This window comes from Streptomyces sp. NPDC005808 (genome assembly GCF_042871385.1).
In the GTDB taxonomy this organism is placed as follows: domain Bacteria; phylum Actinomycetota; class Actinomycetes; order Streptomycetales; family Streptomycetaceae; genus Streptomyces.
The window spans coordinates 1-13,596 of record NZ_JBIAIK010000013.1; the positions used below are offsets into that span (position 1 = coordinate 1).

The 13,596-nt window shown below is 73.7% G+C and carries 7 protein-coding genes and 1 pseudogene; 5 read left to right on the forward strand and 3 right to left on the reverse strand.

The window, feature by feature from the left end:
- Together ACFYPC_RS26165 and ACFYPC_RS26170 are read left to right on the forward strand one after the other, a co-directional pair.
- Positions 1-5,452, forward strand: a 5,452-nt coding sequence (locus tag ACFYPC_RS26165) for a type I polyketide synthase (RefSeq protein ID WP_388680707.1), incomplete at its 5' end; no start/stop codon positions are given.
- A 245-nt stretch (positions 5,453-5,697) separates the two neighbouring features.
- A complete protein-coding gene (locus tag ACFYPC_RS26170; protein WP_388680710.1) occupies positions 5,698-8,466 on the forward strand; it encodes a LuxR C-terminal-related transcriptional regulator in 2,769 nt (922 codons plus the stop codon).
- Positions 8,467-8,549: 83 nt separating this feature from the next.
- Here the strand turns inward: ACFYPC_RS26170 and ACFYPC_RS26175 are convergent.
- A pseudogene (locus ACFYPC_RS26175) lies at positions 8,550-9,242 on the reverse strand (thioesterase II family protein); the annotation flags it as partial.
- 391 nt (positions 9,243-9,633) lie between these two features.
- Here ACFYPC_RS26175 and ACFYPC_RS26180 point away from each other — a divergent pair.
- Genes ACFYPC_RS26180 through ACFYPC_RS26190 form a run of 3 tightly spaced genes read left to right on the forward strand, consistent with a single transcriptional unit; the run spans position 9,634 to position 10,831 of the window.
- Complete coding sequence (locus ACFYPC_RS26180; protein WP_388680713.1) at positions 9,634-10,380, forward strand: thioesterase II family protein; 747 nt, start codon at positions 9,634-9,636, stop codon at positions 10,378-10,380.
- On the forward strand, positions 10,377-10,604 hold the full coding sequence (locus ACFYPC_RS26185) for a hypothetical protein (RefSeq protein WP_388680716.1): 228 nt from the start codon (positions 10,377-10,379) through the stop codon (positions 10,602-10,604). The genes ACFYPC_RS26180 and ACFYPC_RS26185 overlap by 4 nt, the downstream gene beginning before the upstream one ends.
- A complete protein-coding gene (locus ACFYPC_RS26190; RefSeq protein ID WP_388680718.1) occupies positions 10,598-10,831 on the forward strand; it encodes a BTAD domain-containing putative transcriptional regulator in 234 nt (77 codons plus the stop codon). Before ACFYPC_RS26185 ends, ACFYPC_RS26190 begins: the two co-directional genes overlap by 7 nt.
- Positions 10,832-11,924: 1,093 nt before the next feature.
- Here the strand turns inward: ACFYPC_RS26190 and ACFYPC_RS26195 are convergent.
- Together ACFYPC_RS26195 and ACFYPC_RS26200 are read right to left on the reverse strand one after the other, a co-directional pair.
- On the reverse strand, positions 11,925-12,719 hold the full coding sequence (locus tag ACFYPC_RS26195) for an acyltransferase domain-containing protein (RefSeq protein ID WP_388680721.1): 795 nt from the start codon (positions 12,717-12,719) through the stop codon (positions 11,925-11,927).
- Positions 12,709-13,005, reverse strand: coding sequence for an antibiotic biosynthesis monooxygenase family protein (locus tag ACFYPC_RS26200; protein ID WP_388680723.1), 297 nt, complete (start codon positions 13,003-13,005; stop codon positions 12,709-12,711). Before ACFYPC_RS26200 ends, ACFYPC_RS26195 begins: the two co-directional genes overlap by 11 nt.
- Positions 13,006-13,596: the final 591 nt, after the last annotated feature.

The window sequence follows — 13,596 nt, forward strand, 5'->3', positions numbered from 1 at the left end:
TTACGCCGCCGCCAACGCCTATCTCGACGCCCTCGCGGAGGAGCGCCGAGGCCGCGGCCTCACCGCCACCTCCCTCGCCTGGGGCCCCTGGGCCGACGGCGGTATGGCGGACGAGGAGATGGCCGCGGAGCTGGGCCGACGCGGTCTGCCGGCGATGGCTCCGGATGCGGCGGTCACGGCGATCGGCCACGCACTGGCGCTGGGCGAGACATGCGTGGCCGTGGCGGATGTGGACTGGGCACGCTTCGTGGCTCCGTTCACCGCCCTGCGGCGGAGCCCGCTCCTCGGTGACCTGCCCGACGTGGAGCAGGTGCTGCGGCAGACCGCTGCGCCGGAGTCGGCGGGCGGGGACGCGGTACTGCATGCCCGTCTGGCCGGCCTGACCGGGGCCGAACAGCTGCGCCTGCTGCTGGGTGTGGTCCGCGAGCAGGCCGCGCTGGTGCTGGGGCACAGCGGCGCCGCTGCGGTCGGCGAGACGGCGACCTTCCGGGAGCTGGGCTTCGACTCGCTCACCGCGGTGGAGTTCCGCAACGCCCTGGCGGGCGAGACGGGGCTGTCGCTGCCCGCGACCCTCGTCTTCGACTACCCGAACCCCGCCGTCCTCGCCGAGCACGTGCGGGACGAGCTGCTGGGCGCCGAGGCACAGACCGCGGGCGTTGCCGCGGCCGTCGGCGGTGCCGTCGACGGGGACGACCCCATCGCGATCGTCGGCATGAGCTGCCGCTACCCGGGTGGCGTGCGGTCGCCGGAGGACCTGTGGGAGCTGCTGGCGTCCGGAGCGGACGCGGTCTCCGGGTTCCCGGTGGACCGTGGCTGGGACCTGGAGCGGCTCTACGACCCGTCGCGCGAACGGGAGGCGGCTTCGTACGTCGACCAGGGAGGATTCCTGCACGACGCCGGGGAGTTCGACCCGGTGTTCTTCGGGATCTCGCCGCGTGAGGCCCTGGCGATGGACCCGCAGCAGCGGCTGCTGCTCGAGACCTCGTGGGAGGCGTTCGAGCGGTCCGGCATCGACCCGGCGTCGGTGCGCGGCAGCCGTACCGGCGTGTTCACCGGTACGAACGGCCAGGACTACACAGGTCTGCTGCTCGCGTCGCCGGACAGCGCCGAGGGCCATGTCGGCACGGGCAACGCGGCGAGCGTGGTGTCGGGGCGTATCTCGTACACGTTCGGTCTGGAGGGCCCGGCCGTGACGGTCGACACGGCCTGCTCGTCCTCGCTGGTCGCCCTGCACATGGCCATCCAGTCGCTGCGGTCGGGTGAGTGCGAACTCGCCCTGGCCGGTGGTGTGACGGTCATGTCGACTCCGGGCGCGTTCATCGAGTTCTCCCGCCAGGGCGGGCTCGCGGCGGACGGCCGGGTGAAGGCGTTCGCCGAGGCTGCGGACGGTACGGGCTGGGGCGAGGGTGTCGGCATGCTGCTCGTCGAGCGGCTCTCCGACGCACGCGCCAAGGGCCACCGTGTCCTCGCGGTCGTCCGGGGCTCCGCGATCAACCAGGACGGGGCGTCCAACGGTCTGACGGCCCCCAACGGCCCGGCCCAGCAGCGCGTCATCCGCCAGGCCCTCGCCAACGCGGGCCTGACCGGTGGCGATGTCGACGTCGTCGAGGCGCACGGCACGGGCACGACGCTGGGCGACCCGATCGAGGCGCAGGCCCTGATCGCCACCTACGGCCAGGAGCGGCCGGCGGACAAGCCTCTCCTCCTCGGCTCGGTGAAGTCGAACATCGGCCACACGCAGGCCGCCGCGGGCGTCGCCGGCATCATCAAGATGGTCATGGCCATGCGCCACGGCGTCCTCCCGCAGACTCTCCACGTCGACGAGCCGTCCACGCACGTCGACTGGTCGGCGGGCGCGGTGGAACTGCTCACCGAGGCCCGCAAGTGGGAGGAGTACGAACGGCCGCGCCGCGCGGCGGTCTCCTCGTTCGGCATCAGCGGCACCAACGCCCACGTGATCATCGAGGAGGTTCCGGCGGAGGCCGGGGTCGCGGATGAGGCCGGTCGCCCGGCGGACTCCCCGACGCCGGTGGTGCCGTGGGTGCTGTCCGCGAAGACGCGGTCGGCGCTGGCCGCGCAGGCACAGGCGCTGCACACGAGCCTGCTGAGCCGGCCGGAAACGGACGCGCGGGACGTGGCGTTCTCGCTGGCCACGAGCCGCAGCGCCTTGGAGTATCGGGCCGCTGTGGTCGGCGGCGACCGGGCCGCGCTCATCGAGGGCGTCAAGGCGCTCGCGGAGCGGGGCATGGAGGAGGACGCCCTTGTCGGCCGGGCCCTCCCCGGCAGCCAGGTCGGCTTCCTGTTCTCGGGTCAGGGGTCGCAGCGGGCCGAGATGGGCCGGGACCTGTATGAGGCGTATCCGGTGTTCGCGGATGCCTTCGACGCGGTGTGTGCGGAGCTGGACCGGCACTTGGACCACCCGGTCAAGGAGATCGTCTTCGGTGGCTCGGAGCTGATCGACCAGACTGTTTACACGCAGGCGGGCCTGTTCGCGATCGAGGTGGCTCTGTTCCGCTTGTTGGAGCACTGGGGGGTGACCCCGGACTATCTCCTCGGCCATTCCATCGGCGAGCTCGCGGCCGCGCATGTGGCCGGTGTCTGGTCGCTTCAGGACGCGGCCGCGCTGGTCGCGGCTCGCGGCCGTCTGATGCAGGCACTGCCGACGGGCGGCGCGATGGTCTCCCTCCAGGCCACCGAGGACGAGGTCCTTCCCCTCCTCACCGAGGGTGTCTCCATCGCAGCCCTCAACGGCCCTGACTCTGTTGTCATCTCCGGAGACGAAGACGTGGTTCTCGCCATCGCCTCCCGCTTCGAGAAGACCAAGCGGCTCCGGGTGAGCCACGCCTTCCACTCGCCGCGCATGGTGCCCATGCTGGCCGAGTTCAAGGCGGTCGCCGAGGGCCTGACCTTCCACACCCCCCGTATCCCGGTCGTCTCCAACCTCACCGGCGAACTCGCGGGCGAGGACATCCTGTCGGCGGACTACTGGGTCGACCACGTCCGCCAGACCGTCCGCTTCCTCGACGGCATCCGGCACCTCGAAACCCAGGGCGTCACCACCTACCTCGAACTCGGCCCCGGCGGAGTCCTCTCCGCCATGGCCCAGGACTGCCTCACCGAAGACGCGGCCTTCGTTCCCGTCCTCCGCAAGGACCGTCCCGAGGCTCACGCCCTGACCACCGCCCTCGCCGAACTTCACGTCCGCGGCGCCTCCGTCGACTGGACGGCGTACTACGAAGGGACCGGCGCCCAGTGCGTCGACCTGCCGACGTATGCCTTCCAGCGCCGGCGCTTCTGGCCGAAGGCCCCGCTTGCGGGCGGGCGCCCCGGTGCCGCCGGGGAGGTTCGGGCGGCGGACGCGGAATTCTGGGAGGCCGTGGCGCGCGAGGACCTGTCGGCGCTGGCCGGCGGTCTGGAGCTGTCGGCCGACAGTCCGCTGAGCGAGGTGCTCCCGGTGCTGTCGTCCTGGCACAGCCGTCAGCGGGAGCGTTCGGTGGTCGACGGGTGGCGCTACCGCGTCACCTGGAAGCCCGTACAGCCGTCGGGCGGTGTGCTGTCGGGCCGCTGGCTGCTGGCCCTGCCGGAGTCCCTGGTCGGCTCCGCCGTCGCCGAGTGGTGCGAGCACGGTCTGAAGGCAGCGGGCGCGGACGTCGTGCGCCTCGCCGGTGTCACGGACCTGTCCGCGAACGCCGACGCGGCGGGCGTGCTGTCCTTGCTGGGGCTGGCGGACGGCGAGACCCTCGACGCCGGCGTCGCCCCGGGTCTGGCGGCCACGCTGGAACTCGTCCGACAGCTGGGCGAGGCCGGGGTGGAGGCACCGTTGTGGTGCCTGACCCAGGGCGCCGTCTCGACCGGCACCTCGGACCCGCTGCGTAGTGCGGCCCAGACCCAGGTCTGGGGCCTGGGCTGGGTCGCGGCTCTGGAGCACCCGAAGCGCTGGGGCGGTCTGATCGACCTGCCGCAGGGCCTCGACTCCCGCGCCTGGGACCAGGCGGCGGCGGTGCTGTCGGGCACGCCGGGCGAGGACCAGGTGGCGCTCCGCTCCTCCGGCGTCTTCGCGAGCCGGCTGGTGGCGGCCGCGGCCCCCGCGGGCGACCGCGAGTGGACGCCGCGGGGCACGGTGCTGATCAGCGACGGCACCACGCCGCTCGCGGGACATCTGGCTGGCTGGCTGGCAGGCACGGCGGTGGAACGGGTCGTTCTGCTGACCCCGGCCGACGGCGCACTCGACCCGGACGTCCTCGCGAAGCTGGGCGAGCGGGCCGTGGTGCGGGCGGTCGACGTGACCGATCGTGCCGAACTGGCTGCCCTGGCAGCCGAGTTGGAGGCCGGCGGGGCTCCGGTCCGGGCCGTGGTCCATACCTCGGGCGTGCACCACTTCGCGCCGGTCGCCGGCACGGACGGGGCGCAGCTGGCCAAGGCGCTGCGGGCCAAGACGGCCGGAGCGGACGCTCTGGACGCCGTGTTCGCGGACGCCGGACTCGATGCCTTCGTCCTCTTCTCGTCCATCGCCGGTGTCTGGGGCAGCGGCGGACAGGCGGCCTACGCCGCCGGCAACGCCTACCTCGACGGGCTGGCTCAGCTCCGGCGGGCCCGGGGCCTGGCCGCCACATCCGTGGCGTGGGGTCCGTGGGTCGGGGACACGGTCGCGCCTGCGGCCGGAGGCGGCTCCGGCGACCCGGGTGACAACAGCGCCGAGGAGCAGATGCGCCGCCGTGGCCTGTTGGCCCTGGAGCCGGAGCAGGCGCTCACCGCGCTGGCCCGGGCGGTGGCCGAGGAGTCACCGGTCCTGACCGTCGCCGACGTGGACTGGGAGCGTTTCGCCCCGTCGTTCATGGCGCTGCGGCCGAGCCCGCTGCTGGCGGACCTGCCGGAGGTGGCCCGGATCACGGCGGCTGCCGAGGACGAGGCGGAGGACACGGATGTCTCCGACGAGCTGCGGCAGCGCCTGGCCGCCTTGTCGGAGGCGGAGCAGGAGGCCGAACTGGTCGAGCTCGTCCGCCGCCAGGCGGTCGCGGTGCTGGGGTACTCCTCGGTAGGTGACATCGAGGCGGGGCGGGCCTTCCGCGAGATGGGCTTCGACTCGTTGATGGCGGTCGAGCTGCGCAACCGGCTCACCCGGGCCACGGGGCTGCGTCTGCCCGCGGGCTTCGTGTTCGACTATCCGAACGCGGTCGCGGCGGCCCGTCTGCTGCGGCAGGACATCTTCCGGGACGGCGCGGCGAACGGGGACTCCCTGCTCACCGAGTTGGACAAGCTGGAGGTCTCGCTGGTCACCTCGGAGCCCGATGCACTCACCCGTACGCGGGTGGCGGTGCGACTGCAGGCGTTCCTCGCCAAGTGGCAGGGCGAGGAGACGGAGTCGGCGGCGGAGGGCGGTGTGCTGGGACAGCTGGAGTCCGCTTCCGACGACGAGCTGCTCAGCTTCATCGACCGCGAGATGGGGCGGTAGTCCTCGCACCCTCTGTGTCACCGGGGGCCCCTGGCCCTGCCGTCGGGGCGGCGGACCACGAGTTTCGGCCAGATCCTCGTGTCCGCCGCCCGGCGGGTTCCGTCGCCTGTCGCGGTTCGTCCTGTGCGGTGTTCCGCCCTGGCTCGACCCGCCCTGTAGGTGACGGCAGCACCCTGTAGGGGGCCAAGGTAGCCCGTCGGCGAGAGGTTCAGGGGGGCACAGTGGAACGGGATTGCCGTGAAGCGTTGGACGGTCTTGCGCGGCAACTCGCCGAAAGCGCCGACGGCGCCGGCCGGCTGGCGCTGGTGTCAGGGGGTCTGGCCAGCGGAAAGACTCATCTGATCCATGCGTTCTCGCGTTGTGTGAAGGAGTCCGGTGCGCTGCATCTGACGGCCACCGGGTCCCGGACGGAGTACGCGTTCCCGGTAGGGGTCGTGGATCAGCTGTTCCGCAATCCGGACCTTCCGCCGGAGGTCGTGGAGCGCGCGGCCCGCTTGTTGTCCGACGCGTCCGAGCCCGCCGGCGCGGCCCGTGCCGTCCATGAGCTCACCGTGGAACTGCTGGAACTGGCCAGGCACCGCCCTCTGGTGGTCAGCATCGACGACATCCAGTTCGTCGACGCGCTCACTCTTCAGCTGATCAGGCATCTGCGGCAGCGGATCGCCTCGGCGCGGGTCATGATCTTGCTGGCCGAGTGGAGCTGGGCCCACCCGGCGATGACGCGTTTCCACGCGGAGATCACGCAGTATCCGCATCTGCGGCTGCGGTTGGGGCCGATGGACGAGCCGGCTCTGCGCGAGCTGATCGCCGAGCAGACCGCGCCGCAGTTCGCCCCCGCGTACGCACCGGCCTTCGTCCGGCTGACGGGCGGCAACAGGCTGCTGGCCGCCGCGCTGCTGGAAGACTACCGGACCTGGCAGTTGGCGCATCCGGGGACGCCGGCCGAGCACGAGGTGGTCGGTCCGTCGTATGCGCAGGGAGTGCTGAGCTGCCTCTACCGCTGGGACACCAGTCTGCTGACCGTGGCGCAGGGGCTGGCCGTACTGGGCGGGGAGCGGGCTTCGGCCGCGCTGGTCGCGCAGCTGGTCGCCGTGCCGGAGGACGTGGTCGAGCGGGTACAGAGCGTGCTGTCGGCGGCGGGGGTGCTGGACGGTGTGCGGTTCCGGCATCCCGTGGCCGCGCAGGCCGTGCTGGGCACGCTCGCCCCGGAGGCGCGGGCCCGGCTGCACGGGGCGGCCGCCGAGCTGCTCCACCTTCGGGGAGCCGGTCCGGTGACGGTGGCGGGGCAGTTGATCGCCTCCGGCTCCGGGGCGGCCGCGCACTGGCCGGCCTGGGCCGCCGACGTGCTGCGCGGCGCGGCAGCGGAAGCGGCCGCGGTGGACGACGTCGAACTGGTGACCCGCTGTCTGGAACTGGCGCTGGAGACGACCGCGGACCCGGCGGAGAAGGAGGTGCTGCGGCGCGCTCTGTCCCGGGCGGTGTGGCAGGTTGACCCGGCGGCGTCGGACCGCTGGCAGGCCGCGGCGCGCGAGTGTCTCGCGGAGGACGCGCAGACGGGGCCGGACGCGCTGCCGCTGCTGAAGCAGGCGTTGTGGAAGGGCGATCAGGCCACGGCGCACCGGGCGCGGGAGGCGTACGGGCGCGGGACGGGATGGGACGGCGGCCGGTACGCGGAGGCGGAACTCCAGCTGGCGTACCGGTGGTTCTACGGCCCCGGCGCCGCTGGAGGTGCCGACACCGCGCCGCCCTGGCAGGGTGGCCGCGGTGGTGGGGACGCGCAGGTGGAGGATCCGTGGATCCGGGCGGTGCTCGCCGTCGCCGAGAGCGGCGCGGGGGCGGGTGCGAAGGGTGCGCTGCCCAGTGCGGAGCACATCCTGGAAAGCTGCCGACCGGGCGAGTCGCTGCTGGAGGTCGTAATCGCTGCGCTGTTCACGCTGATCGGCGGCAACCAGCTGCAGCAGGCCGGTGAGCGGACGGAGCGGCTGTACGCGCAGGCACGGCGGCGCGGTGCGCTCACCTGGCAGGCCGCGCTGGGCACCGTATGGGCCGAGATCGCGTTGCGCGGGGGCGAGCCGGCGGTGGCCGCCGGGCGGGCGCGGGCCGCGCTGGAGGTGCTGTCGCCCCAGGGCTGGGGCGTGATGCGTGGGTACCCGTTAAGTGTTCTGGTCTCGGCGCAGACGGCGATGGGGCAGCACGCCGAAGCTGAGGAATCGCTTCGCCAGATGGCCCCGGAGGCCGCGTCGACCACGCTGTGGGGGTTGCGCCTCCTGTTCGCCCGCGGTCAGAACCACTTGGCGACAGACCGGCTGCTCGCGGCGGTCAGGGACTTCCAGACGTGCGGCCGGCTGGCCCAGGAAGGGGAGCTGGACCTCACGGAACTGGTCCCCTGGCGCAACGGACTGGCCGAGGCGAATCTACGGCTCGGCCGTACGGTCGTCGCCCAGGACCTGGTCAAACAACAGCTGGGCCGGGCCCAGGGGGTCAGCCTGCGCACCCGGGGAATCTCGCTGCGGCTGCTCGCGGCGTGCGGCGAGCTGATGCAGCGTCCGGCTCTGCTGCGCAAGTCCGTCGAGGCCCTCCAGGCGGCGGGCGACCGGATGGAGCTGGCGCGTGCGCTGGGGGATCTGAGCGTGGCCTGCCGCAGCGTCGGCGCGCTCGACGAGGCGCGGGCGGCGTCGTGGCGCGCGGCCCAGGAGGCGAAGCTGTGCCAGTCCGGGATGGCGGCGGCCGACCCGGTGGCGCGTGCGCCGCGTACACCGCACCCCGGGTACGAGAGCGCGGCCCCGGCGGCCGAGCCGGCCGGTGACACGGAGACCTCGCTGCTCAGCGACGCCGAGAGCCGGGTGGCACTGCTGGCCGCCCGCGGCTTCAGCAACAGGGACATCAGCCAGCAGCTGTTCATCACGGTCAGCACGGTCGAACAGCACCTGACGCGCGTCTACCGCAAACTGGGCGTCAGCAGCCGCCGAGCACTCCCCACCCGCCTCCTGGCACCTCCCGTACAGTCCCTCTGACCCCGCGGGACCGGCCGGGACACCCTGCCGCCAAGCCATTCGGCCAGAAGGCCGAGCGCCCGCCGCCGTTCGCGGTTCGCCGTTCAGACGGGAAGGGCCGCTCGGTGCGCGACGCGGCATGCGCGGTCCAGGAGGCGGGGGAGCTCCTGGCCGCGTTCGAAGAAGTGGCCGCCGGAGACGGTCCGGCATACGAAGCGTGCGGCGGTCCAGCGGCACCAGCCGCCCGCGGTCGCGGGGCGCACCACCACGTCCTCGCTGCCGCAGAAGGCGAGCACCGGCACCGGCAGCGGTCCCCCTGTGGACGGGTCGTCGGCGGCCCTGCGCAGTGCCGCGGCCAGCCGCAGGTCGTCCCTGCGTACCGGCAGCGCGGAGCGGTACCACAGACCGCCCGGGTCCCTGGAGGTCCCGGGCGGCAGGGCGCCCAGATCGGTCAGGAGCCCGACCAGTTCCCGGTCGGGGAACTCGGCGGCACCCATCAGCGCGGGCGGGGCGTCCGGCGGCGGGCAGGCGCCCACGGCGACGAACGAGGGCTGCGGCAACCCTTCGTCGGCGAGCGCCCGCGCCAGCGTGTAGGCGACCATGGCGCCGAGGCCGTGCCCGTAGAACGCGAACGGTCCCTCGCCCGCACCACGCCGCCCCAGCCCGGCCAGCAGCTCGTCGACGAGCTGGTCGCGGCCGGTGAGCCGGGCGCCGCTCCGCCGGCCGTCCCGGCCGGGCGGGCCGGCCAGCGCGCGCCACCGGTGGAATCCGGTGCCCCCGGAACCGGCGTGCGCGAAGCAGTGGAGCGTTACGGGGCGCCCGTCGGGCGTGGCGTGGCATCTCCTTCACGAATTCCCCGCGGCCGCGGGAGCAGGACTACGGGAACAGGGCCCCGGGAACGGAACTGCGGGAACACGGGACTAGGGGAACACGGCCGCGGGAACGGGCCGGCGGGAGCGGGCCTGGAGGAACAAGGCCTCGGGAACAGGAAACCCCGGCCCCCGCCCCGAGCTTCGCCGCCCCGCCTGGAGGGTCGCTCGACATTCCGCCCAGGCGGCGAAAAGGTTTTTCCGGTCCGCTCGAGAACGCATTCACGCCCGCTCGAAAGGCAATCGCGCATTCCGTGCGAGGAGCGCGGAAACGGCTAGCGTCGTCTTGTCAGGATTCGCCCCCGGAACGGAGATCACGATGCGATTCGGCAGCGGTCTGCGGCTCTTCGTGTTCCCCCACGCGGGCGGGTCCCAGCTGATGTTCACCGAGTGGGCCCGGCTCTTCCCGGCGGGCTGGCGGCTGCTGCCGCAGGACTACCCGGGGCACGGGCTGCTGGCGGGCGAGCCTCCGATCGGCGACGCGGACACGCTCGTCGACTGGTTCCTGGACCGGCTGTCCGCCGAACTCGACGACGAGGGAGCGCCGTTCGCCTGCTTCGGGCACAGCATGGGCTCCCTCATCGCGTACGAGCTGACCCGCCGGCTCGTCGACGAGGGCCGTCGGCCGCCGGTGTGGCTGGGACTGTCGGGATGCGGAGCCCCGCGGCCGGACCGCCCGGCCGGCGAGCCGGACGAGATGTCCGACGCGGAGCTCCGCCGCAGACTGATCAGACTGGGCGGTACACCGCCTCGCATCCTCGACGACCCGGAGCTGTGGAGCGTCTTCGCCCCCGTCATCCGCGCGGACATCTCCCTGGTGCGGAACTGGCGCCCTCCGCGGGACGTGACGCCGCTGCCCGTGCCGCTCACCGTCTTCCACGGCGAACAGGACACGACGGCGCCCGCCGGCCGGCTCGAGCAGTGGGCCGAGTCCACCGACCGCTTCCTGGGCGTCCGGCGCTTCGAAGGCGGCCACTTCTACTTCCAGGACGATCCGGCCGCGCTGGCCGACGGGATCACCGCCGATGCGCTGACATGCCTGGCGGCCCGGGCGGACAACCCGTGACCGAGTTCCGCATCCTGGGGCCGGTCGAGGTGCACGACGGCCGCACGGGCCGGCGAGTCGTCCCGCCCGGCACCAAGCAGCGCACGCTGCTCGCCGCGCTCGTCCTCGGGGCGGGCCGGACGCTGACGGTCGACGGGCTGGCCGACGAGCTGTGGGGCGACGAGCTGCCGGTGCGGGCCGCCAACGCCTACAGGCCCACGTCGCCCGGGTGCGCCGGATGTTGAGCGGCTGCGGCGGCGGAGAGTGGATCAGCACCGAGCCGACGGGCTATCTGCTGCGGCTCGGCGGCGCCACCACGGACGCCCGGCTCTTCCACCGGCTGTCCGCCGAGGGCCGGGCCGCGGCGGACACCGACCCGGCGCACGCCACCGAACTGCTGCGGCGCGCACTGGCGGTGTGGCGCGGACCGGCGCTGCAGGACTGCCGGTACGGGCCGCTGTGCGCGGCGTAGGCCGAGCGGCTCAAGGAACACCGGCTGACGGCCCTGGAGGAGAGTGCGGTCGCGGCGATGACGCAGCGGTTGACCTGGAAGGTGCGCAGTGCCAGGGCCACGCCCTCGCTCGTCCGGCCGACGAGGGCGTCGGCGGGGATGTCGCAGTCGGTGAACCGCAGGCCGGAGAACAGGTTCCCCCGCATTCCGGTGGTGGGCACCCTGGGCAGTCTGGTGAGCCCGGCGGTGAGTTCGTCGGGGTCGAGGAGCAGCACGGAGTGGCTGAGGGGGGTGCGGGCGGGGTCGGTCCCTGCGTAAACGACGTAGGCGGCGTTGATGATGAGGTCCTTGCGGCCGGCCAGGGTGAAGCCGCCGCCGGGGCGCGGCCGGGCGGTGAACTCGTCGCGCAGGATGGCGTTGGCGTGGGCCGGCTCGTGGTGGACGATCGAGGCACGCCCGCCCGAGAGCAGCAGGTCGGCGGTGGTGCGCCGCTGCTCGGGCGTGTCCGCCGCCCACACGGCGGCGGTGGCGAACAGCGAGGTGATGCCGGATCCGAAGCCGAGTGCGAGGTCGCGGCGGAACACGGGGCGCAGCACCTTGACGAGCAGGTCGGCGCGGGTGAGCCGGCCGCCGACCTCGGCGGGCACGAGCTCGGCTCCCAGCCCGGCCTCGACGAGCAACCGCTCGGTGACGGCAGGCGGTTCGCGCCGCTCGTCGGCGGCGAACAGGGCACCGAGGCCGTGGAGGTGGCCGGCTCGTACGGGTCGCCGAGGAGAGCTTCGAGCCGGGCGGCCCGTCACAGAGCGTCGGTCTCCTCGGCGGCACGCCCGGCGATCCGCTCCGCGTGGATCTCGGTGGTGACCATGGTGGCGTGGATCAGCTCCTTCGTCACGGGACTCTCGGCGTAGGGGTGTCCCCGAAGTGCCCGGGCGGTACCTCGCCGGCACGCCCGGCAGCCGCGGGGCTGGTCCGTTCATGTGCGCGGGAGTTCCAGCGTCACGGCGGACGCTCGACATCCACTCGAGGCCCCGTACAGCCACTCCGCCACGGCCACGAAACCCGCTGGCGGCCCGGGGCCGGACGTACGGCTTCCGTCTGGGCGGGCACGCTGCCGTCAGTGTTGTGCCGGGCCCTGGGTGTGGATCCGGGCGGTGGCGCCGAGGGCGGTGCGCAGTTCGCAGCCCGGAGCGGTGTCGGTGGGGTCGGGGCCGCAGGGGTGTGGGCGCGGGAATCCGGACCGTTCCAGCGTGCGTACCGCGTCGGAGTCGTAAGTGACCTGGCGGGTGCGGCGCAGCAGGTACTCGGGCGTCCACGCCAAGCGGCCGGGTTCGGGCCCCATGGTGCGGCCGGTCGTCGCGCACACCAGCGGGATCCGCGGCGGCGCGGCGGCGCAGTCGGCGGCGGCCCGCAGGAAGGCGTCCGCCGCGTCGAGGGCGGCCGCGAAGTCCCCGGCGACGACGGCCGGGTGCACCGGCAGCAGCCGGCCGCGCGCGGCGACGAGGCGGGCCGCGTCGTTCAGGCCCAGCACGCCAGCCGCGTGGGCGGCGGAGAGTTCGCCGGCGCCGTGCCCGGCCACGGCGCCGGCCCGCAGCCCCCAGGACCGCCAGAGCCGGAACAGGGCCACGTGGAACGCGAAGAGGGCCGGCTGGGCGAACTCGGACCGGCGGATCAGGGTCGCGTCGACCCCGCCCTCGGGAGCGAACACCACGGCGGCCAGGGGCAGGCGCAGCCAGGGGTCCAGTGCGGCGCGCACGTCGTCGTACGCGGCACGGAACGCGGGGAACGTGCCGTAGAGCTCACGGCCGAGCCCGGGCCGGGTTCCGGCGCTGCCGGCGAAGAGCACGGTCAGGGCCGGGCCAGTCGCCGGACGGACCCGGCGGCCGAGGACCGCCGAGGTGTCATCGGGCATCGGTGGCCGCCTCCACGGTCTCGTACAGCGCGGGCTCGGGGGTGGCGAGCGGGCCGAGGTTCTTCACCAGGGCCTGGAACTCCTCGCTGCGGACGGCCCGCTGGTGGGCGGCGGCGTCCTCCCAGACGGCGAGCTCCAGGAAGACGCGCTCGTCGCCGAGGTGGCGCAGACCCTCGTGGCGGACGTAGCCGGGCTGGCTGCTCATGTAGGCGGCCAGGCGGTCCTTGACGGCCAGGAACTCGTCGATGTCGCCGTGGACGGTCAGCTTGTTGCCGAAGGTCACCATGTCAGGCTCCTGGGGTCGGCCACGGCAGGGGTGCCGCTCGCGGGTACGGGACGGGGTCGCGACCTCGTCGGGGTGGTCGCTGGGTCGGGCTGTGGATGCCACGGTCGACGGCGGTGCTCGAAGAACCGTCGAAGACCGCTCGAATCCTGCTGCAGAACGTCCCGAGACGCGGCGGAGGACGAGGGGGCGCCGACCGTCACCCGGACCGGCCGCGCCGGTTTCCCCGGGTGTTCCCCGCGGGGGTCGGAGCGGGTGTCACGGCGGCTTCGGATTTTCCTGCGCAGCCCCCTCGGATCCCGTCCGGGTGGAAAAGGGGCCGGGGTGGCGGAATTTCTTCCGCCCGGCCCACCGCCGGTATTCGGCTGATGGGATCGATTCCCTTTACCCGGACCGTTCATGCCTCACGGCCGCCCCTGTCCGCCCGCCACGCCGCCGGTCATTCCGGCCCAGGAGCCCCGCGCCGTCCGGGCGCCGCCCGGAGGCGCGCCCCCGGGCCTCGGACGGTGCCGGGACGCCGACGCGACGCGCCTCCCGCGCCCCCTATCCCCCGGGCGCCGCACTCCGCCTGGATAGGGGGTACGAAGCCCTCGA

Coding starts and splice junctions, on each gene's coding strand:
- ACFYPC_RS26190 (WP_388680718.1), top strand. CDS start 10,598: ATGTTGAGCGGCTGCGGCGGCGGAGAGTGGATCAGCACCGAGCCGACG.
- ACFYPC_RS26180 (WP_388680713.1), top strand. CDS start 9,634: ATGCGATTCGGCAGCGGTCTGCGGCTCTTCGTGTTCCCCCACGCGGGC.
- ACFYPC_RS26195 (WP_388680721.1), bottom strand. CDS start 12,719: ATGCCCGATGACACCTCGGCGGTCCTCGGCCGCCGGGTCCGTCCGGCG.
- ACFYPC_RS26200 (WP_388680723.1), bottom strand. CDS start 13,005: ATGGTGACCTTCGGCAACAAGCTGACCGTCCACGGCGACATCGACGAG.